This is a genomic window from Pseudoalteromonas sp. S408 (genome assembly GCF_005886645.1).
Classification (GTDB): domain Bacteria; phylum Pseudomonadota; class Gammaproteobacteria; order Enterobacterales; family Alteromonadaceae; genus Pseudoalteromonas.
In genome coordinates this window covers 22307-47388 of record NZ_PNDY01000017.1, presented here as the reverse complement: position 1 = coordinate 47388, position 25082 = coordinate 22307, and the positions used below count along the sequence as shown (strand labels likewise).

Below are 25082 nucleotides of genomic sequence, written 5' to 3'. Positions count from 1 at the left end.
CGTGGCATTACCCAACAAAGTAAAAAAGTTGCTTAGCGATGCTGAGCAACTGAGTGACTATCGCGATTGTTCTAGCTATTTTTATAAATGGTTACATAACGAGTTTTCAAAGCAACCGGTTGGTAATTTAATTAATGCCCGGGCTGAGTTTATCGACCGCCTGTTGATCAAGTTATTTCATGTTTATGACTTATCTCATGAACCTGATCTAGCATTGATTGCCGTAGGCGGTTATGGACGCGGTGAGCTCCATCCTTATTCAGATATCGACTTTTTGTTGCTTGTTACAGAGCAACCAAGTGAAAGCGTATGTGAAAAAATTGGCCAATTTGTGACTATGCTGTGGGATCTCAATTTAGAAATTGGCCACAGCGTGCGCACTATTGATCAAGCAATAGAGCAAAAACGTGAAGACGTAACCTTTGCCACCAGCCTACTGGAAAGTCGTCTTATTTTTGGTAATCACATTGAGTTCGAAAAGCTTAAAAACTTTATACTCGAAACGCCAGTGTGGGGCTCTAATGACTTTTTTGAAGCCAAGGTACAAGAGCAAAACCTGCGTCACCGTAAATGCCATGGTACAGCTTATAACCTAGAACCAAACATAAAAGAAAACCCAGGTGGCCTTCGCGATTTACAAACTATTATTTGGGTAGCCAAAAAACACTTTAGAGCCGAAACACTTCAAGAGCTTATAAATCATGGCTACTTAACCCATGAAGAGTTTCAAGAGCTATCAGAGTGCCTAGAAAACCTGTGGAATATTCGTTTTGCATTACACTTGGCTGCCGGACGCTCAGAGAACCGTTTACTGTTTGATCATCAACCCCTTGCTGCAGAAATACTTGGCTTTGGTAGCGATGGTAAAGCGTCGGTTGAGCGAATGATGAAGCGCTTATTTCGTATCATGAGCCGTGTACGCGAACTCAATCAAATGCTGCTTTCGTATTTTGAACAAAGCATTTCACCACTGAGCAGCGAAGCAGTTGTTGAAGTACTCGACAGAAACTTTGAGCGAGTAGGTCATCAAATTCGTGTTAAAGACCCATCTGTCTTTTTTAGACGCGACCAGCTTTTTGTTCTGTTTGAGCACATTGCGGAAAATCCAGAAATAACCCACATTTACCCAAGCACCATTCGAACTATTCGCCAAGTGCGCCGTCGTTTATTGGGTGACCTGCAAGATTACGCAGCCTGTCGTGAAGCCTTTTTACGTCTGGTAAAACACCCTAACGGTATGGGGCGTGCATTTACCCTCATGCACAAACACGGCATGCTTGCAGCTTACTTACCGCAATGGCGTAATATATTTGGACAAATGCAGTTTGACTTATTTCATGCCTACACAGTAGATGAGCACACCCACAAATTAATCAATAATATTTACCAATATTTTGATAAAACGGGCGTGAGTGAGTTTCCAATTTGTAGTGAAATAGTGACCCGTATGGATAAACCTGAGCTTTTATATTTAGCCGGTATTTTTCATGATATTGCAAAAGGCCGTGGAGGCGATCATTCAGAGCTTGGCTCTGTTGATGCCATTGCATTTGCTAAATTACATGGCTTCCCATCATCCGATGGCAAGCTTATAGCATGGCTTGTTGGTAATCACTTACTTATGTCTGTAACTGCACAGCGTAAAGATATAAACGACCCGGGTGTAATTAAAGACTTTGCAACACGTGTAAAAACAGAGCGTCAACTCGACTACCTTTATTGTTTGACCGTGGCAGATATTCGTGCCACTAACGACAACCTATGGAACGATTGGAAAAATACCCTACTACGCGAACTTTATTTGCACACACAACGTGCATTGCGTCTAGGCCTTGAAAACCCAATGGACCAACGCGACCAAATCCGTGATAAAAAGCACCAAGCAAAACAGCGCTTACTTAACTTAGGGTACCTTGAAGAAAAAATTGACCTAATTTGGAGCCGCTTCAAAGCAAACTACTTTACTGCATTTAGCGAGCAACAAATATCGTGGCAAACCGAACATTTATTAAATAGCAGCGATTTAAGTCAACCGAGTGTAATTGTGTCGAATGCGCCGATGCACGGTGGCACACAAGTTTTTGTTTATAGTCCCTACTCAGGTGCCCTATTCGCTCGTTTAGTAAATATTATTGGTACTAAAAAAGCACAAATCCAACATGCACAAGTACTCACCACTAAAGATGGTTACGTACTATTTAGTTTTGTAATTCTTGAAGTGAGTGGCGACCCTATCGCAAGCAGCCGTTCGCAATCGATTAAACGCGGCCTTGAGCAAGCACTTAACGACCCACGTAAAAAAATTCGCTTTAAAAAGAGCCGCTCGCAACGTTTTAAAGACTTTAACATTAAGCCTAAAATAGTGCTTCGCCCTCATGCTCGTAAAGATCGCAGCTTAATTGAAATACAAGCTGTTGATATACCGGGCCTACTCACCAAAATAGCCGAAGTTTTCCAAGCACATTTACTACACATTCACGCAGCCCGAATCACAACGGTAGGTGAACGTGCAGAGGATTTCTTTGTTGTATCTAATAACGAATATCAAGCGCTAACCGATGAAGAGCAAGCAAAAATTCATCAGGCATTGCGTAAAAAATTCAACGCCGAAACAGAATAAGAGGACATACATGTCAGATTTAAAAACAATGATCGAAAACGCATGGGATAACCGTGACAGCATTAGCCCAAGCACAGTATCTAGCGACGTAAAACAAGCTATTATCGACGCATTAGAGCTGCTCGACAGCGGTGCTGCCCGTGTAGCTGAAAAAATATCAGGAGAATGGGTTGTACATCAATGGCTTAAAAAAGCCGTATTACTGTCGTTTCGTATTCGCGACAATCAACCAATGAACGACGGCGTAAACCAATTTTATGACAAAGTGCCGCTTAAATTCAGCGACTACACGCCGGAGCAATTTCAGCAAGGCGGCATGCGCGTAGTACCAAACGCAGTAGCCCGTAAAGGCAGCTTTGTAGGTAGAAATGTCGTGCTTATGCCATCATACGTAAACATTGGCGCATACGTTGACGAAGGCACCATGGTTGATACATGGGCCACTGTAGGCTCATGTGCTCAAATTGGTAAGAATGTGCATTTATCGGGCGGTGTTGGCATTGGCGGCGTGTTAGAGCCACTGCAAGCTAACCCAACCATTATTGAAGACAACTGTTTTATTGGCGCACGTTCTGAAATTGTTGAAGGCGTAGTAGTCGAAGAAGGCGCTGTGATTTCAATGGGCGTTTATATCAGCCAAAGCACCCGTATTTATGACCGTGAAACCGGCGAAATTCACTACGGCCGCGTACCAGCAGGCGCTGTAGTTGTGCCAGGTGCACTACCGTCAAAAGATGGCACTCACAGCCTATACGCTGCAATTATCGTGAAAAAAGTAGATCAACAAACACGTGAAAAAGTAGGCATTAACGCCCTACTTCGCTCGATTGACGATTAATAAGAAACTAATAACATTAGAATAAATTATTGATGAAAAAATAAGGCTCTGAACTTCTTTAATTTAGAGCCTTATCTTTTTCTTTCGTAGTTATGATTAACTTTACGTTAATACCCAAAAAAGTACATCTACCATTTTGAATAATGATCTTCCACTAAGCCCCACTGTCCGTTAAGTATTATCACTTCATTTGGAAGAGTTATTTCACCGAAGTAACGACCAATTTTTTGTGTGAAATTCGTCGCCACAATGAGTAAGTTCGTTTTATCAAAGCGGTGACTTACAGGTTCAAAAATAAGATTAATCATGCCGTCGTTTGAGTGGAGTTCCCACTTAGCACAATCAGTTTTATTGCCATAACGGTTAAATTTAAAATCAACCATATCAATTTTGTATAGCTTGCCATCAAGCCAAATGGCATTTTCAGTAAATCCTGTTTCAATTACACCTGCTGAAAGGTTTAATCCTAAATTGCGTCCATCTGGTAATTTACAGGCAAGGCTTGCCCAATTCCAAAACGTTTCACGACGCATATAGCCTGCACTCCAATCTACACAGGCAAGTGCGTTCATACTGCTAAAATCGTAGTGGGTATTATTTAACATAAGCGTACCATGGCAATTTAGCCCTGCTGACTTTTGGGTAAAATGAAAACCTGCATAACCAGCCCGTGCACATACACTCAGAGGAATATAATTATCTGACTCGTTAATTATTGCATCAAGAGACAGTGTGGTGCTTATTTTAACTGTTACCTTTCGCTCTCCGGGTCTGTCTGTTGTATTAATGTAAACGCTATTATTACCCTTTTTAAAATAACTATTGCCTGAATTTGGCTGAGGCTCAATGAGTGTGTCTTTAGAAAATAGATTTACAAAGCTGTACTCGTTTAACTGATTTGTTTTTAAATTATAAACATAAACAAAGCAGTTACTGGCAATTTTCAGATCAACGATCGCAAGCCCAACGACTAATTCTTCGCAAGTAATGCTTATAAATTGGAACTGGTTAAACTTAAGTTTTTTTGCAAGCATACCGCATGGCTTATCCATTGAGTTTCTTAAGTCAAAATCCAAGTAATTAATATGTTTAATCCCTTGCGGGAATAAACCAAAGTTAGCCTGTCCATCAGGGTTAATAAGCTGCAGTTTTGTTGCCATGTAACCATCCTTTTTTATACAGCCTATATTATTCTCGGACACAAAATAATCAACCTAGAAGATAACCACATGGTATATATTTGTTTTGTTATCCATATGCTTTTTGTTGTAACAATTTTGATTGTAGAAGGTGATAATTTACCACCGCCAATAAAAAAGCACTTATAAAAATAAGTGCTTTTAGTTTGCTCAATTAATTTTTTATTACAGTGCGTTAAATACATCGTCTGTTTTAGCTGCGCAAATAAAGTCGTTTTTGTGCAGGCCTTTAATTGAATGGCTCCACCATGTAACGGTTACTTTGCCCCACTCGGTTAATAAACCTGGGTGGTGGCCTTCGTCTTCTGCCATGTCGCCAACTTTATTGGTAAACGCGATAGCTTGCTTAAAGTTTTTAAATTTATAAACACGTTCAAGCTGCATAATGCCGTCGCGTACTTCAGGTACCCAGTCTGGGATTTTAGTAATTAATTGTGCAAGCTCTTCGTCAGATACTTTTGGTGCATCTACGTGGCAAGCTTCGCATTTTTGTTCACTTAATGAAGACATCTTAAATCCTTACTTTAGCGTTTCTTTTTAAATTAAAGTTAACTGGCTAATTTTTCTTTTGGTGGAAATTTTGGGTCGTGCAAACCAAGCGCTTTAGCTTGCTCTACCAAAGTCATAATATCCATTTGTGATATATCAAACAGATCATGAATCGAATTAATGGTGTAGTACTGTGGCTGCATAATATCAATACGGTACGGCGTACGCAGCACATCAATGACGCTCATTGGCGTTATTTCTGGTGTATCTGAATACACATATTGCGTTTCACCCGGGCTTGATAAAATACCGCCGCCATAAATCCGCAGGCCGTTTTCTGTTTGCATTAAACCAAACTCAACGGTAAACCAGTACATACGAGCTAAGTATACGCGATCTTTTTTCTGCGCCGCATAACCTAGTTGGCCGTATTTGTGTGTGAATTTGGCAAAATCTGGGTTTGTTAGCATGGCGCAGTGGCCAAATATTTCATGAAAAATATCTGGTTCTTGGAGATAGTCAAACTCTTCACGGCTACGAATAAACGTCGCTACCGGAAACTGTTTATTTGCTAACAGCCTAAAAAACTCATCAAAATCGATAAGTGCTGGCACTGGCGCTACTTGCCAGCCAGTAGTAGCAAGAAGTACCTCATTAAGCTCACTTAATTGCGGTATACGATCGTGTGGAAGATTTATTTTTTTAAGCCCATCCATGTACTCATCGCAGGCCTTGCCTTCAATGCATTCAAGTTGGCGTGCCACTAGCTCTGACCAAATTTTATTTTCTTCTTCGCTCCAGTGTATGACGCCATTTTCGTCTGGTGTTTTGGAGGTGTATTTACTTGATTTAGCCATAAGTACCTTCTTGGGTGTGTACCCTAAATGTGTGTCAGTGTGATACTCAATATTAGTGAATATCTAATGCAGCCATACTATGCAAAAGTGAACAAAAGTTTAATAGATGGGCTAACATCTGTGCTTGGCACGATTACATAAACTGTAAATTAAAAATTACAGCGTTGGTACTTTTAATGTACACACCCAAATTTAAAGGCGTTTAGGCTGCATTAATATGTATATAAAAAATTACACCTAAACTATTTGAGCAAATGCTTGGTCTAAATCGCTAATAATGTCGTTAACATCTTCAAGCCCAACCGAAAGCCTGATCAGCCCATCACTTATTCCAGCAGCAGCTCGCTCCTCTGGTGTATAAGGAGAATGAGTCATAGAAGCAGGGTGCTGAATGAGTGTTTCAGCATCGCCGAGACTGACAGCAAGTGTACAAAGCTTCATGCTATCAATAAATTGGGCGCCTTGTTGTAAGGTGCCTTTTATTTCAAACGCAATTACGCCGCCTGCAGCTTTCATTTGATTACCAATAAATTTATACCCTGGGTGAGATTTAAGCCCCGGGTAATAAACAATATTAACCTGCGGGTGCGCCTCTAAGTATTCGGCTACTGTTTGGGCACTTTGACAGTGACGCTCCATGCGTATGGCTAAGGTTTTTAATCCGCGATTTATAAGCCATGCGTCGTGTGGGCTTATGGTGGCACCAATGTCTTTTAGTACGGTCATTTTAATTAGGGTGATATGCTCGAGCGATCCACACACAAGTCCTGCCACTACGTCGCCATGGCCATTTATGTATTTGGTGGCACTGTGCATAATTATATCAATGCCATATTGTTTTGGTGATTGCAGCAGCGGCGTTAAAAAGGTGTTGTCGACCACGCTAATTAAGTTGTGCTGTTTAGCAATAGCGCCAATAAGTGCTAAATCAATTACAGCCATTGTTGGGTTTATAGGTGTTTCTACAAATATCATTTTTGAATTTGGTTTAATCGCAGCGCGAAGTTCAGCTTCATTGGTCATATCAACAAACGTCACTTCGATTCCCCAACGCGGTAACATGTGCGCAAAAAATGCGAATGTACATCCATACAATGCACTTGAGGCCACTAGGTGGTCGCCCTGTGATAAAAAGCTCAATACAGATGCAGACACAGCGCCCATACCGGTAGCCGTTGCCGCAGCCGCTTCACAGCCTTCTAGCTGTGCTATTTTTTGTTCAAGCTCGGTGGTTGTTGGGTTACCTAGACGAGTGTAAATATAACCTGGTTCGTCCCCTGCAAAACGTGCGGCACCTTGTGCTGCATTTTCAAAATGAAAGGTTGATGTTTGGTATAACGGAGAGGTTAATGCGCCATGAGGATCGTTTGCTTTTTGCGGGCCATGAATACATTGTGTATGAAGATGATGCTTGGTCATTATCTTTGTGCTCATTTTTATTATGTGTTGTTAGTGACATAGATAAAAACGTACCACAGTTTAAATCACAAGCATGCCGGATGCTCAGATGGCTATTTGTGCAAAGTTTACCCGCTTAGCTGTACACAAATATTTCCATGCTATTGTGTAGGCTCTGTTTTTCCTCGTTTTATGATTTTACCTGCAATACTTTGTACGGTCTCTTTTAGCAAGTTCCGCTTGTGCTCGAGCCTTGGTAAAGGGCGACTTAGCTCCATAGCTTTGTAGCCTATACGCGCTGTAAAAATACCAGCGCTGACGCCTTGTGCTGCTCGCCCAGAAAGTTTACCCAATAACTCAGCACTTAGCGCCGTTGCCGCTAAATCAGATACCAGCTCAGCACTACCCACAAACATGACTTGCTTTATCAGCATACGATAAAGCTTAATTCGACTAGCATAGCCAAATCCAATGCCATAAATTTTACCAATTTGCTCTATTAGCTTGGTGCCACGCCACAATACTGCCATCATATCAACTAGCGCAATTGGGCTCAGTGCAACCAATAATGCGGACTCGGTTGCGAAACGATTTATAAGCTTTTTCGCTTGAGTATCTTGGGTGACCAATAAGCTATTTGCGTATAGTGTCATTATTTCTTTATCGCTGTGATGCTCTGCAACTTGGCTTTTAAAAGTGTCGAAATTATCAAGCTGTTGGTGTTTATTTAACTTTTCAAGCCAAGGCAATGCCCCACCTACTTGCTCACTATTTAAAAGTCTATCGGCTTCAACCCTATGCAACTGGTTACGTTTTAAACTGCGCAACATTGAATATTCTCGCCACAACATTCGTCCAATTAACACTACACCGCTGACAACGGCGGTTAAATAAACACTGCCTAAAATAATAGATTGCTGAAATGTAAATACTAACGAAAACGCAAACTCTAAAAGTACAAGCACAATAAAGCTAATCGTAAAAATACCTTTTAAGGTTTGCCATTTTGATTTTTTATAAACTGGAGTTAGGTCAATTTCAGGCTCAAGTGTTTCGTCATCAAAGTCATCGCTATCATTACTTTGCCCGTGCTCAATCACTTTTGCAGGAACTAAAGCGGGTTCAATTTGTTCAACATCTTGTGTGTCTATTCGGCGACCTGCTTGAAACTGAGGTTGTGTCTCATTCATGATAATTTGTCTCCTAACAAGTACTGCATTACATGATCAAGGCGAATGTGTTTTAGTTGTTTATCAGGGCATGGCATGGGCGTAAACGATAAAAACTCAAAACCTTGTGCGGGCCATTCAGCTTTACTAAGCATGCGCCTCGGCGGCTGTGGCGGTAAATAAGTTAACCAGTCTTGCTCGTTTAAAGGTTTACCATAAATACAATCAAGCGTTTGGCCTTTATCATTTATTTGGCGCGGTTGCGTAGCCGTTATTGACGACATAGCCATGGTTTCTATTTGCACACCATCGAATTTTAAATAGTTAGTTTGCTCATGCACAAGCGAATCGAGCAGTAATGCTAAGTCTTTATGGTGCTTGGCACTGATGTGATCTGATTTATTTGCCGCAAAGAGTATTTTATCTATGTTGGGTTTAAATAAACGTTTGAAAAAGCCTGACTCGCCGTAATTAAAGTGGGCGAGTAATTGATTTATTACACTACTTTGCTCTTGGAGTGTTGCATGGCCTTCGTTTAAAGCACTTAATACATCGACTAACACTATTTGACGGTCAAAATGTTTAAAATGCTCGTTGTAAAAAGGCTTAACCACTTCTTTTACATAAGCATTAAAGCGCTTAATAAGATGCTCTAAATTCGATCCCGCAATAATATCACCGCGATTAAACTGCTGAGAATTAACAGGGAAAAATAATAATAGCGGCGCGCCTTTTAAGTCGCCAGGCATAAGCATTCGCCCAGGTTGTAGCATGGCTAGTTTGGTGTCTTTTTTAAGACCCACCAGCATATGTTGGTAAAGCTCAGCAATGTGTGAAAGTAAGCTCTCATCAACAGGTGCGTTTAAGTCAAGCTGCTCAAGCGCATTTAAAAAATCATTAGACGTATTTACGCGCGGGTGTTGCAGTAATAAGGGGTATTGAAGATCACACCACTGCTCATAGCTTTGCTCAAGCATGGGTAAGTCGAGTAACCACTCGCCGGGATAATCAATAATATCTAAGTACAACGTGGATTGCGGTGAAAAATGCCCACGTAAACCCGTGTTGCTTTGATATTTTATTGCCAAACGAAGTGTATTAATGCGCTCCGTTGATGCTGGCCATTTTGGTTCGCCGTCACTTGGTAAAAGAGAATTAAGCGCACGCGCATAATCGAAAGTGGGAACGTTAAGCGCTTCTTGTGGAACAACTTTGGTAGCAATATGGCGATGCTCTCGCATTACGTCAAAAAACGGGAGGTTTTTATCGCTAGCTTGTGTCGTTAATTGCTTTACTAAGGCTGTAATAAAGGCGGTTTTACCGCTACCACTTAACCCGGTAACAGCCAATTTTACATGCTGATCTAAACTTCGGTGAAGGGCTTTTTGTGCACTGCCTTTAATACTTTTAAAGGTCTTTTTAGCAAATGAAGTACGACTCATAATGGGCTAGCACTTCATTGATGCTTAATCACCTAATAAAGTGCCATTAAATCCTTTAAAGTTTGTTGATTTCACGGCTTACCGTAAACTCGCTAGAGGTAACGTGGCGTTCCATATCTTGAAGGCGTGTATCTACTCGCGCTAAACGCTCTTTTAAATCTTGTAAAGCGCGGCGCGGTGGCTCACCCTTTTGCCATACTTTAAATTTTACTTCTAACGGATCGTCAGCTTTGGTTGAACTACTGGTATGTGCAGTCGTTGGCTCTTTTTTGTCTAAAATAAACCACGCTGCAATATACGCTACCACAAATAATGGGCCACCTGCTAGCAGTACCGCACTAACAAATATAATGCGAACTAACCATAACTCCATATTAAAGTAGTCACTTAATCCCGCACACACACCGGCTATTTTACCGCGCTGTGGGTCTCTTAATAATTCGCGTTTGGCATTCATATTTTGCGTCTCCATTGTGGTGACTCTTGATCAAGCAATGCTTCAAGTGTTTCTACTCTATCAGCCATGCGTTCAGCTTTATGTGCTAGTTCGAGTAATTGGCGGTGTTCATGTTCACTTAAACCTTGGCTTACTTGCTTTTTGCTACGGTAGTGTAAAATTAACCACAGTGGCGCAACAAAAATCATAAATAAGATAAATGGTGCAACTAGTATCTCTGGATCAAACATAATCCTCTCCTGACAATCCGTTCAAATATGTTAAGCAGTGGGGCACATTACATGCCCCTGTATAAATTACTTATCAGCAAGCTTCTTTTTAAGTTCAGCTAGCTCATCATCAATTTTTTCATTTTTTTGTAAATCAGCAATTTCGTCTGCTAACGTTTGCTTACCTAAATCGTAAGACTCTATTTGAGATTCTAGTCCATCAATTTTAGTTTCGTAACGTTCAAAGCGATTAAGTGCGTCTTCTACTTTAGAGCTATCAAGTGCTTTTTTCACTTCTAGGCGCGACTCAGCTGAACGCTGGCGAAGAATTATTGCCTTTTGACGTGATTTAGCATCAGCTAACTTTTCTTGTAGTGTGGTCACTTCTTGCTGAAGCTTCTCAATATGAGACTCTACATGCTCAAGTTCACCTTCAACGGCACTCACTGCATCTGCCGACTTTTGCTTTTCGAGTAATGCTGAACGTGCTAAATCTTCGCGGTCTTTACTAAGTGCTAACTCAGCTTTTTCTTGCCAGTCACTTACTTGAACTTTAAGTGTATCTAGGCGGCGAACAATTTCTTTTTTCTCAGCCAAAGTTTTAGCTGACGTAGAACGAACCTCTACCAGTGTATCTTCCATTTCTTGGATAATCAGACGCACCATTTTTTCTGGGTCTTCTGCTTTATCTAAAATGGCATTGATATTAGAATTAACAATATCTGCAAAACGTGAAAAAATTCCCATAACATTTACCTCTGTAATTAAAACTTAGTTAGTCTGCTTTAATTAGTATCAATATGCTTGCCAACTTTTTAAAAAACAAAATACACTTTATTTTCATTAAGTTAAACTAAATATACAAATTACTTTAGTTATTCATAATTATGAAATACACTAACAGTTAGTAAAAATGACCAAGACTTAGGGAATATGAGCCAATATCGCCAACAAGACAATTTACTAGGCCAATCAGACAGCTTTTTATCGGTATTGGATCAAGTATCGCAACTCGCTAATTTAGATAAGCCGGTGCTTATTATTGGCGAACGAGGCACAGGTAAAGAGCTTATTGCTGCTCGCTTACATTTTTTATCTAAGCGTTGGGATCAAAACTACGTAAAGCTAAACTGTGCGGCCTTGAACGAAAACCTGCTCGAAAGCGAATTATTTGGTCATGAAAGCGGTGCATTTACCGGGGCCAGTAAACGCCACGAAGGCCGTTTTGAACGCGCTAACAGCGGTACGCTATTTTTGGATGAATTGGCAAATACATCTGCCATGGTACAAGAAAAGCTTCTTCGCGTTATAGAGTACGGTGAGTTTGAACGCGTTGGCGGTAAGCAAACTGTTAAAGTTGACACACGCTTAGTATGCGCCACCAATGAAGACTTACCATACCTTGCAGAACAAGGTGAATTTAGAAGCGATTTGTTGGACCGATTAGCATTTGATGTAATTACCCTCCCCCCACTGCGTGAACGTCAAGACGATATTATGCTGCTTGCAGAGCAGTTTGCGATGAACATGGCACGCGATTTAGAGTGGGAGTTATTCAGTGGCTTTACCCGAAGCGCTACAGAAACACTTTTATCGTATGATTGGCCGGGAAATATTCGTGAGCTTAAAAATGTGGTTGAGCGTAGTTTGTATCGCCACGGCAGTGAACATATTCCCGTTCACCAGATTATTTTAGACCCATTCGAGAGTCCATTTAGGCCAAAAGCGCGTATTAAAGCTCCCATAACTCCACAGCATGTAAGTGCTGAGCCTATTTCTGTTGCCGCGCCTGTAAGTATTTCTGAGCAAAAAGTAGACGCTGATATTCAATTTCCTTGTAGCTTAAAAGAGCGCTCAAATGAGTTTGAAATAAATATGATTAATAAAGCGCTTGAGCACAGCCAATTTAATCAAAAGAAAACTGCAGAAGTACTTGGTTTAACGTATCATCAATTACGTGGGTATCTAAAAAAATACAATTTGTTGGATCAACAATAGTTAGAGGTTATGCGTGTGCATAAATTTTTACTTACTTTACTAGCCGTCACTTTAGTTGGCTGCTTAGATAGTGAAGAACGCGTTATTGAAGAAAAAAGCCAAGGCCTTGTATATTGCGCCGAAGCAAACCCTGTGTCGTTTAACCCACAAGTAACAACCACAGGCTCAACTATTGATATTATTGCAAATCAGCTTTACGACCGTTTAATAAGTATTGATCCGGTTACTGCAGAGTTTCAAAGTGAACTCGCTACAGATTGGAAAGTAAGTAAAGATGGTAAGTCTGTCACATTTACTTTACGACAAAACGTGCCGTTTCATGCGACTGCGTACTTTACTCCTACACGCACATTTAATGCCGATGACGTCATTTTTACCTTTAGCCGATTATTTGACGTTTACAACCCTTATCATTTTGTGGGTGATGCAAGTTACCCCTATTTTCAAAGTGTAGGCGTTGATCAGCTTATCCGAAAAATTGTTCGCGTGTCTGACTACCAAGTCAGGTTTGAGTTATTTAATGCTGAAAGCAGCTTTTTAGCCAATATGGCAACCGATTTTGCGGTAGTTTTATCGGCAGAATATGCAATGAAGCGCAAAGCAGCCGAACAGGAAGGGTTATTTGATCAATACCCTGTAGGCACTGGTCCTTATATTTATCGTGAATATCGACGAGATAATTTAGTCCGCTTTTACCGTAATCCTGATTATTGGAAACACGACGTCGCTCTTGAACAACTTGTTTACGATATTACACCGAATGGCACAGCCCGAATCGCAAAGCTACTTACTAAAGAGTGCGACTTAGCCGCTCATCCTAGTAGTGCTCAGTTGAGTATTTTAGCCCAGCGTGAAGATATTAATATTGAAAAAGAAACGAACCTTAATGTTGGTTATTGGGCTTTTAACACAGAACGCCCACCTTTTGACGATATTCGAGTTCGTAAGGCGCTTGCACATGCAATCGATACAGATAAAATAATGCAAGCGGTGTATTACGGCAACGGAACACGAGCCGAGTCGATGTTACCACCAACATCTTGGGCATTTGATGCCCAAACATCGATGCCATTGTTTGACCCCGATCTTGCCAAAAGTTTGCTTGCAGAAGCAGGCTTAAAAGATGGGTTTGATATGAATATTTGGGCTATGCCGGTAAGCCGTATTTATAATCCAAATGCGCGTAAAATGGCTGAGCTGATGCAAAGTGATTTGCGCAAAATAGGCGTTAACGTAAATATTGTAGAGTACGAGTGGAATACGTTTATTCAACGCATTGGTGAGCACCGCCACGATAGCGTGTTACTTGGCTGGGCAGCAGACACGCCTGACCCAGATAATTTTTTTAGCCCTTTATTAAGTTGCTCTGCAACATTTAGTGGTAAAAACCCCGCTAATTGGTGCAACCCAAAATTTGATTTATTATTAGCGCAAGCACTCGATACCACCGATATATTAATGCGAAAAAAATATTATGCCGATGTGCAATCGCTCATTATGGATGAATTACCCTTGCTACCAATTGCTCATGGCCTGCGGTTTCAAGCAAGTAGTGCCGATGTTGAAGGCATAACACTTGGCCCATTTGGTGCTATTTCGTTAGCCAATGCGAGGAAAAAGTAATGATCCTTGATTATATTTTACGCCGCCTTGGTTTATTACTTTTTATGCTATTAATGCTAAGCATATTTACGTTTTCTCTTGCTTATTTATTCCCTGGAGATCCGTTAAGTAATTTAAGTGGTGTGCCAAGTAATAACTTCTCGCAAAATACTCAACTAGAAGATAAGTATCTATATAACAGCAATTACTTCACTCAATACATCGCTTTTTTGGGTCGTGTTTTTCAAGGCGATTGGGGCTTATCGTTTGCCTCTGGCGACAATGTGTTTTCGCATATTCTTGATCTATTACCGGCAACGCTAGAGCTTAGTGTTTATGCACTTATTGTGTCTATTTTTATTGGTGTGCCAGCAGGAATTTTAGGTTCAGCATATTACAATCGCTGGCCCGATAAGCTCATTAATTCAACGACTATTGTGGGCTATTCTATGCCTGTATTTTGGTTGGCTCTATTGCTAATTATGATTTTTTCTCTGAAATTGGGGTGGTTTCCAATGTCGGGCAGAATGGGGCTTCTTTATGAAATTCCGCCAACTACCGGGTTTATGCTGATTGATATTGCGTTAGCAGGTTTTCCATATAAAGGTATGGCATTTACTGACGCATTACATCATTTAACATTACCAACCATAGTACTTGCCATGTACCCAACAACTGTACTTGTGCGCTTTACCCGAGAGTCAATGTTAAAAATAATGGATCAAAACTTCATAAAAACAGCGCGAGCAAAAGGATTGAACCGACGTCAGTTAATTTTGCATCACGCACTGCGTAACGCGCTTTTACCGGTCATAAAAAAAATTGGTTTGCAATTTAGTACATTAATTACGCTTGCTATGATCACCGAGGTTATTTTTTCATGGCCTGGTATTGGCCGCTGGTTAATAGACAGCATTTACCAACGAGATTTTCCTGCCATTCAAGGCGGCTTAATGGCTGTATCATTGTTTGTAATTTTAGCCACCATTGTAACCGAACTTCTTTACAGTTTATTCGACCCACTCTCACGGAACCAAGCCCATGGCAAAGTTTAAAGTATTTTCTGAAGAGTCGAATAAATCGCCACTTGCGCGATTTTGGCGAAAATTTAAAAACAATCACCCTGCCCTTGTTGGTTTATGGGTGTTTATAGCATTTGCCTTACTTGCTGCCAGTGCACCATTTTTAGCGCCTTATGGGGTAAACCAGCAGCACAGCGATGCACTACTTATTCCGCCTTCATGGCATGAAATGGGCGACGTGCGCTTTATTTTGGGAACAGACGATTTAGGGCGTGATGTGTTGTCGCGATTAATGAACGGCGCAACTTATACCTTTGGTTTATCCGTGGTTGCCGCGTTACTAACGACTATAATAGGCGTATTAGTCGGTACTTTTGCAGGCATTAGCCGTGGTATCCGTTCAAGCTTTTTAAATCACCTACTTGATATCACTCTTTCAATACCCTCATTGTTGTTAGCTATTATTATTATCGCAGTACTTGGCCCTGGCTTAATGAATACCGTATGGGCAATTATTTTAGCGTTATTACCCCAGTTTATTCATTCAATCAGAAACCTAATAGTAGAAGAGCTGAGCAAAGACTATATCACCGCGTTTAAGCTCGACGGCGCTTCAAATTGGCATATTATATCTCGTGGTATTTTCCCCAACATTTACGAACATATTGTGGTTATTTTTACCATGGCACTGTCTACGGCCATACTAGATATTTCTGCGTTGGGTTTTTTAAAGCTCGGTGCACAACCTCCTACCACCGAGTGGGGGGCTATTTTGGCAGAAAATCTTGGCTTAATTTATTTGGCTCCTTGGACGGTTGCTTTGCCAGGGGTATTATTATTTTTAGCGGTATTATCAACCAATTTAGTAGGCGATGGACTTAGACAAGTGCTAAAAGAGCGTAAGGCCGATTAAATGCAATTACTTGATGTAAGAAACTTAACCATTGAACTGCGTACTTCAGAAACCGTTATAAGAGCGGTAGATAGAGTCAGCTTTAGTTTAAAAGAAGGTGAAGTACATGCGCTTGTAGGTGAATCTGGTTCAGGTAAAAGCCTTATAGCAAAAGCCATTGTTGGTGTTTTAAATGAACGCTGGAATATAACCGCTGACCGAATCCATTGGCGGGGTGTTGACTTAATGCGCCTAACTCCTGAACAACGCAGGCAAACTGTGAGCAAAGACATTGCGATGATCTACCAAGATCCAAGCCGGTGCCTAGACCCTACGGCGAAAATTTTTAATCAAATTGCTGAAACACTGCCAGAAGTTGCTCGCAAAGGGTTCTTTTTAAAACGTAATAGAGACCGAAAAGACCGAGTTAAGGCGCTTATTCACAAAGTCGGCATAAAAAATCATGAAGCCGTACTTGATAGCTACCCTCACGAGCTCTCTGAAGGTGTGTGTCAAAAGGTAATGATTGCTATGGCGATTGCTCGCACACCTAAGCTTTTAATTGCTGACGAGCCCACTACAGCGCTAGAGAGTACAACTCGGGCACAAGTATTCAGATTGTTAAAAAGTCTTAATCAGCTAAAAAATATGTCTATTTTAATGATTTCACATGAGCTTGAAGAAATTGCCGATTGGTCACATGGTATTCACGTTTTATATTGCGGCCAAATGGTTGAGGCAGGCCCTACCCATAAAATATTTAAGCAGCCTCGCCATCCTTATACTCAGGCCCTGTTAAAAAGCTTACCCGATTACGAACAAGGTTTGGCACATAAAGAACCGTTTTATGCACTTAAAGGCACTATCCCAACCTTACAACATTTACCAATTGGTTGTCGCCTTGGACCTCGCTGCCCACAGGCACAAAAAGAATGTGTGATAACTCCTACACTAACTAAACACAGTGGTCACAGCTATGCATGTCATTTTCCGCTCATAAAGGAGATGAAGTAATGCAACCTACTCTTAAGGTACAAGCGCTATCTAAAACATTTGATGTGCGGGCAGGTTTATTTAAACGGAAAAAGTTTGAAGTACTAAAAAATATTTCATTTTGTATTGGCAAAGGTGAAACCATTGCTGTAATTGGCGAAACCGGGTCGGGTAAAAGTACCCTCGCAAAACTCCTTGCCGGTGCAGATAATGCTAACTCAGGGCAAATATTATTAGAAGGCAATATAATTGAAGACAACGGTATTCGAGATAACCAATGTCGTCACATTAGAATGATTTTTCAAGACTCGGGAGCATCGTTAAACCCTGGTCTCACTATTGGCGACATGCTTGATGATTGCTTGCAGTATAATACTGACTTTGATGAAGAAGAACGGACTGAAAAAATAAATTCAACACTTTCTAAAGTGGGGTTATTAGTTGATCACCAACATTATTACCCGCATATGTTCAGCGTTGGTCAATTACAACGTGTGGCTTTTGCCAGAGCACTTATTTTAGACCCTAAAGTAATGGTACTTGATGAAGCTGTATCATCATTAGACCCATCTATACGTGCCCAAATAGTAAATTTATTACTTAAGTTACAACGTGAAACAGGTTTAACGTATGTCATGATCACCCACCATCTTAGTTTAGTACGCCATATTAGTGACCAAGTAATTGTGCTTGATAAAGGCGAAGTGGTTGAATATGGTTTAACCGAAAGTGTATTTAATAACCCTCAATCAAAAATAACGCAGCGGCTATTAAGCTGTTAATGAAGTTTTCGTAATGTAAGTGCATTTTAAAAGCGCCTGTTATTAACTTTACTTTTTAACAAGGCCACTCCATGCTCAAACACACTACCTAGCATTACTCCCCTACTGCTTTTATCTGCCTCTGCTATTACCGATACCCCTAACAAAGTTAAAAACTGGGTTGGCGGAATCGATCATTTAGGTTTAACAGTTTCAGATTTAGATTCATCTAAAGTGTTTTTTACTGATGTACTTGGTTTTAAAGTGGTTGGAAATGATGCGACTTATCCTGCTTGCTTTTTATCCAATAAAAAACAATCATTGAATTATGGCGAGTTAAGAATGATGAAAAACGTGTAGCGTTTAATCAATCAGAAAATGTAGGCCTACACCATTTAGCACTCAGTGTTCAAAGTATTGAAAAACACCGAAAGTTAAGCAAGCTGCACAAACACTTAAAATGCAAAAATATTACTATAGAATTTGCCCCAAAGAGTTTAGGTAAATGCCCTGCGCAACACATGATGATAAGAGAGCCTAGCGGTAATCGTATTGAATTTATTGCGAGGCCTATCTAGCCCCATAAAATGATGAGTATTATTACGCAATGGTAAAAGCACATCCGAATTCAAAACAATAAAAAAGGCGCTCAAGGCGCCTTTTAAATAACTTAAATTAATTTATTCAGCAGCTTGCTCAACTACAGGTAAATTAAGCTCAGCTTTAGCTTTAAGCGACTCTATAAATACCATATAGTTTTTGTTCGCTTGTGCCATTGTAATACTTTGTTTAGCTTGTGGGTCAATGTCAGCGGTCACGGCAGCATCTGTTACTGAGTTAAGTGCAACAATGGCTGCATCTCCGTTGTTTAAATCAACAACATCAACTACTGCAGTATCTGCTGGGTGAGCCATTTTAAAGGCCTGAGTAACAATCGCAGGCGATACAGCAAAGCTTTGACGATTTAGTTGTGGCTCTTGACGAAGCGTTAAACTTTGTTCAGTAGCAATATCGTTCAAACTCTTACCCGACTGTAGCTCAGCAAACAAACTACGCGCTTTATCTTTTGCAAGCTCAGACGACTTTTCATTAACTAGGCGTGTTTTAATTTGCTCGCTTACTTCACTTAGCGGTTTAGTTGACGCTGGTTGATGCTCGTTTATGCGCACAATAACAATGTGCTCATCACCTAACTCAATAACCTCAGAGTTCACTTTGTCTTCCAGTAGGTCAACTGATGTAAGAGCTGCAACTACAGCTGGAGTGTTTAGCGGCTCAGGTAAGGCGTTTAATGCTAAAAGAGGAGTTGACTTAACTTCTAGTTCAGCAACTTCTGCTGCATCATCTAAACGGTCTGAAATTTCAAACGCAATAGCACCCATTTCTGTTTGCTTATCGTAAAATGCGTCTATTTTCTCGGCACGCTCTAGTTCAGCGCGTAGATCAGCTTTCACGTCATCAAATGCTTTAACTTGCTGTGGCTGAATATCAGTAAGTTTAATAATATGGTAACCAAATTCTGATGTAACCACTTCTGAAAAGTCGCCTTTCGCTTCAAGTGAAAATGCTGCATCTTCAAATGCAGGGTCCATTACATCACGTTCAATCCAATCAAGATCGCCGCCCATCTCAGCGCTAACGATGTCATCAGATGAAGATTCTGCGAGTTCTGCAAAGTCAGCACCTTGTTGAAGTTCAGCGTAAAGAGCATCTACTTTTGCTTTTGCAGCATCATCGTCTTCACTGTTATCTATTAAAATATGCGATACACGGCGTTTTTCAGGCTCAACATATTGTGCCTTATTTTGCTCGTAGTATGCTTTAACATCTTCTTCCATAACCGAAGCGACCGTAATGTTCTCAGCTTTTAGTTCAACATAATTTACAGAAATAAGCTCTGGTGATAAAAACTGTGATGCATTTAAGTCGTAGTAATCTGAAACTTCTTGCTCTGATACTTCAACACTCGCTGCAAGCGCTTCTTTATTTATTACTAAATAATCAATGCTACGAGTTTGTTGTTGAAGAGCAATAGCACTTTTAAGTTCGCTTTCAAGCGCAAAGTCTGTGCCTGCAACCGCAGATACTAGTTGGCTACGCGTCATGTCTTCGCGAAGGTACTCGCGAAATGTATCCGGTTGGAAATTCATTTGGCGAATTACTTGTAAATAACGATCGTTATTAAATTTATCACCAAGTTGGAAATAAGGTAATTCTAAAATTGTTTTACGAACTGTGTCATCGCTTACGCGAAGGCCTAATTCTGCCGCTAGCTGTGATTGCAATTCTTGTTGTACTAAGCGGTCAATTACACCTTGACGAATTTGTGCCATATAATTTGGATCTGCAGCAATTTGTGTAAAGTACTCACCAAATTGTTGCTCTAATCGATTACGTTCGTTTTGATACGCACGGTTAAATTCCGTTTGGCTAATTTTAACTCCGTTCACTTCAGCAACAGGTTGTTCCGTGGTTTGACCTAGGTAACTACCGATCCCTGCTAAAGCAAAAGATAAAATCACCGCGCCTAAAATTATTTTGGCTACAGGTCCTTGCGAACCTTCTCTGATTTTCTCAAGCATTTGTTTATCTCTTTTTGATCAAGGTTTAATACCTTGTCACATGTAAAAAAAGCGTATCTTACCAGATACGCTTTTTCACTTGAAGTAACTAGCGGTAAAGTTACCCAATTCAACGGTTAGGCCGAATAAGTAACTCTACTTTCGCCATAACTAATCTGTTTAAAATAATGATTAGTTTACTGCGTCTTTAAGCGCTTTACCGGCTTTGAAAGCTGGAATGTTTGCAGCAGCGATTTGAATAGTTTCACCAGTTTGTGGGTTACGGCCAGCTCGTGCAGCACGCTCACGCACTGAGAAAGTACCAAAACCAACAAGTGCAACTGAATCGCCGTCTTTTAGCGCGCCAGATACAGATTCGATGAATGAATCAAGTGCACGACCTGCAGCCGCTTTAGAAATGTCAGCATCAGCTGCGATTTGATCGATTAATTGAGATTTATTCACAATATCATCCTCTTTCATTGTTATTATCAAGAGCGATGGTTTTTTAAACTAACATCACTTTTTTGAAAATTTTAGAGCAAACTTGTAATGCTCACATGATTATATTTTTCTTGAGCCTAGGCCACATAAGGCCTAGGCTTGAAAACCAGTGCTTAACTTATCATACCGTTTAGATTTGAAAAGCCCTAAAAAGCACTTTTTTTGCGTTTTTTACTGCTTTTTTTCTGTTTCGACTGAAAAACTCTCAACAGGATGCACTAAAGCAAGCTTCAGCACCTCATCAATCCATGTCACTGGATGAATATCAAGACCTGCAAGCACATTTTCAGGTATCTCTTTTAAGTCACGCTCGTTAATTTTTGGAATAATAACGGTTTTTATTCCACCACGGTGTGCCGCGAGTAATTTCTCTTTTAAACCACCAATAGGCAAAACTTCACCACGAAGGGTTATTTCGCCAGTCATAGCAACATCAGCTTTAACTGGGTTACCTGTTAAGCTCGACACCAATCCCGTCACCATGGCTGCACCAGCACTTGGACCATCTTTTGGTGTTGCACCTTCAGGTACGTGAACGTGTATGTCGCGTTTTTCGTAAAAATCGCTATTAATACGGAATGTATCAGCACGATTACGAACAACGGTCATTGCTGCTTGAATCGACTCTTGCATAACATCGCCAAGTGAACCCGTGTAAGTCAGTTTACCTTTACCTGGCACGGCAGCACATTCGATGGTTAGCAAATCACCACCAACCTCGGTCCAAGCAAGACCCGTAACTTGACCAATACGATCACCGTCTTCTGCTTTACCATAGTCAAAACGTTGTACGCCTAAATACTCTTCTAAGTTATCTTGATTGATAGTCACCGTTTTGGTGTCTTTTTCAATTAAAATATTTTTAACTGCCTTACGACACAGCTTAGAAATTTCTCGCTCTAGATTACGCACACCGGCTTCACGGGTGTAATAACGAATAATGCCGATAATGGCACTGTCGTCTATTTCAATCTCATGCTCTTTTAAGCCGTTACGCTTTACTTGCTTAGTGATCAGGTGCTCTTTGGCGATATTAAGCTTTTCATCTTCGGTGTAACCTGACAAACGAATAACTTCCATACGGTCTAAAAGAGGACCCGGGATGTTAAAGCTATTTGAAGTAGCTACAAACATAACATCCGATAAATCAAAATCGACCTCTAAGTAGTGATCAGCAAAATGACTGTTTTGTTCAGGATCGAGCACTTCTAGCAATGCTGAAGCCGGATCTCCGCGCATGTCTGAAGACATTTTGTCAATTTCATCTAATAAAAATAATGGGTTTTTAACCCCCACTTTTGTCATATTTTGAATCAACTTACCTGGCATAGAACCAATGTAAGTTCGACGGTGGCCACGAATTTCGGCTTCATCACGAACACCACCAAGTGCCATACGAATATATTTACGTCCAGTGGAGCGCGCAATAGACTGACCAAGTGATGTTTTACCAACACCAGGAGGACCAACTAAACACAGAATAGGACCTTTAAGCTTGTTGGTACGTTGTTGTACCGCGAGGTACTCTAAAATGCGTTCTTTAACTTTATCGAGGCCATGGTGCTCACTGTCTAGTATTTTTTGTGCACCAGCCAAATCTTTTTTAACTTTTGAACGTTTTTTCCATGGCACATTGATTAATGTATCGATGTAAGAACGCACAACCGTTGCCTCAGCAGACATTGGCGACATCATCTTAAGTTTATTAAGTTCTGTCGTGGCTTTTTCTTGCGCTTCTGATGACATGCCCGATTCTTCAATACGCTTTTTCAGCGCTTCAAACTCATCAGGAACATCATCAAGCTCGCCAAGCTCTTTTTGAATAGCTTTCATTTGCTCATTGAGGTAATACTCACGCTGAGATTTTTCCATCTGCTTTTTAACGCGGGTACGGATTTTTTTCTCAACTTGTAATAAGTCGATTTCACCTTCCATAAGCGCCATTAAGTATTCCAAACGCTCTGTCACGCTTGAAATTTCTAGCACCTTTTGTTTTTCAGGTACTTTTAAAGGCATGTGCGCAGCCATTGTATCAGCTAGGCGCGCAGGTTCATCAATACCTGATACCGAAGTAAGTACTTCCGGTGGAATTTTTTTATTGAGCTTTACGTAACCTTCAAATTGGCTAATTGCGCTTCGAATAAATACATCTTGCTCTTGTTCATCAATTAAATCAGATTCAATGAATTGAGCATTGGCAACAAAAAAATCATCATTATCAACAAAATTTTTGATCTCAGCGCGCTGGGTACCTTCTACCAATACTTTCACTGTCCCGTCGGGAAGTTTTAATAATTGAAGTACAGTGGCAATAGTACCAATGCGATAAATATCATCCTGCTCTGGTTCGTCTACAGTTGCATCTTTTTGTGCAACCAAGAAAATTTGTTTGTCTTTGTCCATTGCCGCTTCTAGGCATTTTATTGATTTTTCACGGCCTACAAAAAGCGGGATCACCATGTGTGGGTACACCACAACATCGCGCAGTGCTAGCACTGGGATTTCGACTTGGTCGGTTCTCTCAAGCGTCATTATATTTCTCTTCGCACTTCATTTATTTAAAAGATTACTCAAGTATATGGGGATAACCACATTAAAGTTCAACAATTTTACCCGACTCGTTTAAATTAATTATAAAAAAAGGAGCCTTAGGCTCCTTTTTAATGCAAATAGCTTAAAAACTATTCAGATGCAGCTTTATCTTGATTGTTATTTTCATATATCAAGATTGGGTCTGACTCACCTTTAATTACCGTTTCGTCAATCACCACTTTACTCACATCGTCCATAGATGGAAGTTCGTACATGGTATCCAATAAAATACCTTCTACGATTGAACGCAGACCACGTGCACCCGTTTTACGTACCATGGCTTTGTGAGCAATCGCAGATAAAGCATCATCACGGAACTCAAGCTCTACATCTTCCATACCAAACAATACTGAGAACTGCTTAGTAATCGCATTTTTAGGCTCACTTAGAATTTGTACCAAAGCGGCTTCATCTAGCTCTGTTAGTGTAGCAACTACTGGTAAACGGCCAATAAATTCAGGTATTAAACCGTATTTTACTAAATCTTCAGGTTCTACGTCTTTAAACGTTTCGCTTAATGAACGTGCCTCTGCAGACTCTTTAACACTAACACCAAAGCCAATACCAGTATTTTTATGGCTACGTTGCTCAATTACTTTATCAAGCCCTGAGAACGCACCACCACAGATAAACAATATTTTAGAAGTGTCTACTTGCAAAAATTCTTGCTGCGGATGTTTACGCCCACCTTGTGGCGGAACAGAAGCAATCGTACCCTCAATCAGCTTGAGTAATGCTTGTTGCACACCTTCACCCGATACATCACGTGTGATTGATGGGTTATCTGATTTACGAGAAATTTTGTCTATTTCATCAATGTACACGATGCCACGCTGTGCTTTTTCCACATCGTAATCACATTTTTGCAATAGTTTTTGAATAATGTTTTCTACATCCTCACCTACGTAACCTGCTTCAGTAAGTGTCGTTGCATCAGCCATTGTGAATGGTACATCAAGTAAACGAGCTAACGTCTCAGCTAATAATGTTTTACCACTACCAGTTGGGCCTATTAGCAAAATATTACTTTTACTAAGCTCGATATCTTGCTTGGTTGATTGATTACGTAAACGTTTATAATGGTTATAAACAGCAACAGACAATACTTTTTTTGCATGGTCTTGGCCAATTACGTAGTCGTCTAGGTGTTTACGAATTTCTTTTGGAACAGGTAGTTTATCAGACGAGTCATGCTTAGGAGCAATGTCTTTGATCTCTTCCCTGATAATATCGTTACACAACTCTACACATTCATCACAAACGTATACTGAAGGGCCTGCAATTAATTTGCGTACTTCGTGCTGGCTCTTGCCACAAAAAGAGCAGTATAACAATTTATTACTTTTGTCGCCGTCTGTAGGAGTGTCAGACATTCAGCTACCTCATCTTATTACGTTGGCCACCAAAATTGATGGTGGCTATTTCAATACGCTTAACTATAACAAAATTTATTATTTTTCGCATAGTAACTAAAAGTGA

At 40.4% G+C, this 25082-nt stretch carries 21 protein-coding genes and 1 pseudogene; 9 read left to right on the top strand and 13 right to left on the bottom strand.

The window, feature by feature from the left end; genetic code table 11:
• Window position 1: 1 nt before the first annotated feature.
• Together glnD and dapD are read left to right on the top strand one after the other, a co-directional pair.
• The gene (gene glnD / locus CWB62_RS13685) at window positions 2-2620 is read left to right on the top strand and encodes a [protein-PII] uridylyltransferase (protein ID WP_138527955.1); all 2619 of its coding nucleotides are present in this window, start codon (window positions 2-4) and stop codon (window positions 2618-2620) included.
• A 10-nt stretch (window positions 2621-2630) separates the two neighbouring features.
• Entirely contained in the window at window positions 2631-3458 is an 828-nt protein-coding gene (gene dapD, locus CWB62_RS13680) for a 2,3,4,5-tetrahydropyridine-2,6-dicarboxylate N-succinyltransferase (protein ID WP_058552878.1), read from the top strand.
• A gap of 128 nt (window positions 3459-3586) precedes the next feature.
• Here the strand turns inward: dapD and CWB62_RS13675 are convergent, their stop codons facing one another.
• The 9 genes from CWB62_RS13675 to pspA all read right to left on the bottom strand — a co-directional run bounded on the left by CWB62_RS13675 (window position 3587) and on the right by pspA (window position 11425).
• Window positions 3587-4618 carry a DUF2804 domain-containing protein gene (locus tag CWB62_RS13675; RefSeq protein ID WP_138527953.1) on the bottom strand — a complete coding sequence of 344 codons (1032 nt, stop codon included), beginning with the start codon at window positions 4616-4618 and terminating at the stop codon, window positions 3587-3589.
• Window positions 4619-4822: 204 nt separating this feature from the next.
• Window positions 4823-5167, bottom strand: coding sequence for a 4a-hydroxytetrahydrobiopterin dehydratase (locus tag CWB62_RS13670; RefSeq protein ID WP_006793641.1), 345 nt, complete (start codon window positions 5165-5167; stop codon window positions 4823-4825).
• A 38-nt stretch (window positions 5168-5205) separates the two neighbouring features.
• Window positions 5206-6003 (bottom strand): phenylalanine 4-monooxygenase, encoded by a 798-nt coding sequence (gene phhA, locus CWB62_RS13665; protein ID WP_138527951.1) that lies wholly within the window; start codon window positions 6001-6003, stop codon window positions 5206-5208.
• A gap of 237 nt (window positions 6004-6240) precedes the next feature.
• Window positions 6241-7422, bottom strand: a complete 1182-nt coding sequence (gene megL / locus CWB62_RS13660; RefSeq protein WP_138528057.1) for a methionine gamma-lyase — start codon at window positions 7420-7422, stop codon at window positions 6241-6243.
• 140 nt (window positions 7423-7562) lie between these two features.
• Window positions 7563-8591 carry a YcjF family protein gene (locus CWB62_RS13655; RefSeq protein WP_138527949.1) on the bottom strand — a complete coding sequence of 343 codons (1029 nt, stop codon included), beginning with the start codon at window positions 8589-8591 and terminating at the stop codon, window positions 7563-7565.
• A complete protein-coding gene (locus CWB62_RS13650) occupies window positions 8588-10012 on the bottom strand; it encodes a YcjX family GTP-binding protein (RefSeq protein ID WP_138527947.1) in 1425 nt (474 codons plus the stop codon). The genes CWB62_RS13655 and CWB62_RS13650 overlap by 4 nt, the downstream gene beginning before the upstream one ends.
• Window positions 10013-10067: 55 nt before the next feature.
• Window positions 10068-10469, bottom strand: coding sequence for an envelope stress response membrane protein PspC (gene pspC, locus CWB62_RS13645; RefSeq protein ID WP_058552884.1), 402 nt, complete (start codon window positions 10467-10469; stop codon window positions 10068-10070).
• Window positions 10466-10699, bottom strand: a complete 234-nt coding sequence (gene pspB / locus CWB62_RS13640; RefSeq protein WP_058405720.1) for an envelope stress response membrane protein PspB — start codon at window positions 10697-10699, stop codon at window positions 10466-10468. The genes pspC and pspB overlap by 4 nt, the downstream gene beginning before the upstream one ends.
• Window positions 10700-10765: 66 nt before the next feature.
• Entirely contained in the window at window positions 10766-11425 is a 660-nt protein-coding gene (gene pspA / locus CWB62_RS13635; protein ID WP_058405721.1) for a phage shock protein PspA, read from the bottom strand.
• A 186-nt stretch (window positions 11426-11611) separates the two neighbouring features.
• Between pspA and pspF the strand changes: the two genes are divergently transcribed.
• The 7 genes and pseudogenes from pspF (at window position 11612) to CWB62_RS13600 (ending at window position 18524) form a co-directional block, all read left to right on the top strand.
• Window positions 11612-12676 carry a phage shock protein operon transcriptional activator gene (gene pspF, locus CWB62_RS13630; RefSeq protein WP_058552885.1) on the top strand — a complete coding sequence of 355 codons (1065 nt, stop codon included), beginning with the start codon at window positions 11612-11614 and terminating at the stop codon, window positions 12674-12676.
• Between the two features lie 15 nt (window positions 12677-12691).
• Window positions 12692-14299, top strand: a complete 1608-nt coding sequence (locus CWB62_RS13625) for an ABC transporter substrate-binding protein (protein WP_138527945.1) — start codon at window positions 12692-12694, stop codon at window positions 14297-14299.
• Window positions 14299-15333 carry an ABC transporter permease gene (locus CWB62_RS13620; RefSeq protein WP_138527943.1) on the top strand — a complete coding sequence of 345 codons (1035 nt, stop codon included), beginning with the start codon at window positions 14299-14301 and terminating at the stop codon, window positions 15331-15333. Before CWB62_RS13625 ends, CWB62_RS13620 begins: the two co-directional genes overlap by 1 nt.
• The gene (locus tag CWB62_RS13615; protein WP_058405724.1) at window positions 15320-16213 is read left to right on the top strand and encodes an ABC transporter permease subunit; all 894 of its coding nucleotides are present in this window, start codon (window positions 15320-15322) and stop codon (window positions 16211-16213) included. The genes CWB62_RS13620 and CWB62_RS13615 overlap by 14 nt, the downstream gene beginning before the upstream one ends.
• A complete protein-coding gene (locus CWB62_RS13610) occupies window positions 16214-17206 on the top strand; it encodes a peptide ABC transporter ATP-binding protein (protein WP_138527941.1) in 993 nt (330 codons plus the stop codon).
• Window positions 17206-17967 (top strand): ATP-binding cassette domain-containing protein, encoded by a 762-nt coding sequence (locus CWB62_RS13605; protein WP_138527939.1) that lies wholly within the window; start codon window positions 17206-17208, stop codon window positions 17965-17967. Before CWB62_RS13610 ends, CWB62_RS13605 begins: the two co-directional genes overlap by 1 nt.
• A gap of 93 nt (window positions 17968-18060) precedes the next feature.
• A pseudogene (locus CWB62_RS13600) lies at window positions 18061-18524 on the top strand (VOC family protein).
• Window positions 18525-18626: 102 nt separating this feature from the next.
• Here CWB62_RS13600 and CWB62_RS13595 read toward each other — a convergent pair.
• The 4 genes from CWB62_RS13595 to clpX form a co-directional block, all read right to left on the bottom strand.
• Window positions 18627-20528 carry a SurA N-terminal domain-containing protein gene (locus CWB62_RS13595; protein WP_138527937.1) on the bottom strand — a complete coding sequence of 634 codons (1902 nt, stop codon included), beginning with the start codon at window positions 20526-20528 and terminating at the stop codon, window positions 18627-18629.
• 171 nt (window positions 20529-20699) lie between these two features.
• Window positions 20700-20996 carry an HU family DNA-binding protein gene (locus CWB62_RS13590; RefSeq protein WP_286364811.1) on the bottom strand — a complete coding sequence of 99 codons (297 nt, stop codon included), beginning with the start codon at window positions 20994-20996 and terminating at the stop codon, window positions 20700-20702.
• Between the two features lie 186 nt (window positions 20997-21182).
• Entirely contained in the window at window positions 21183-23543 is a 2361-nt protein-coding gene (lon, locus tag CWB62_RS13585; RefSeq protein WP_138527935.1) for an endopeptidase La, read from the bottom strand.
• 149 nt (window positions 23544-23692) lie between these two features.
• Window positions 23693-24976: an ATP-dependent protease ATP-binding subunit ClpX gene (gene clpX, locus CWB62_RS13580; protein ID WP_058405730.1), complete on the bottom strand. Its 1284-nt coding sequence runs from the start codon at window positions 24974-24976 to the stop codon at window positions 23693-23695.
• Window positions 24977-25082 lie beyond the last annotated feature (106 nt).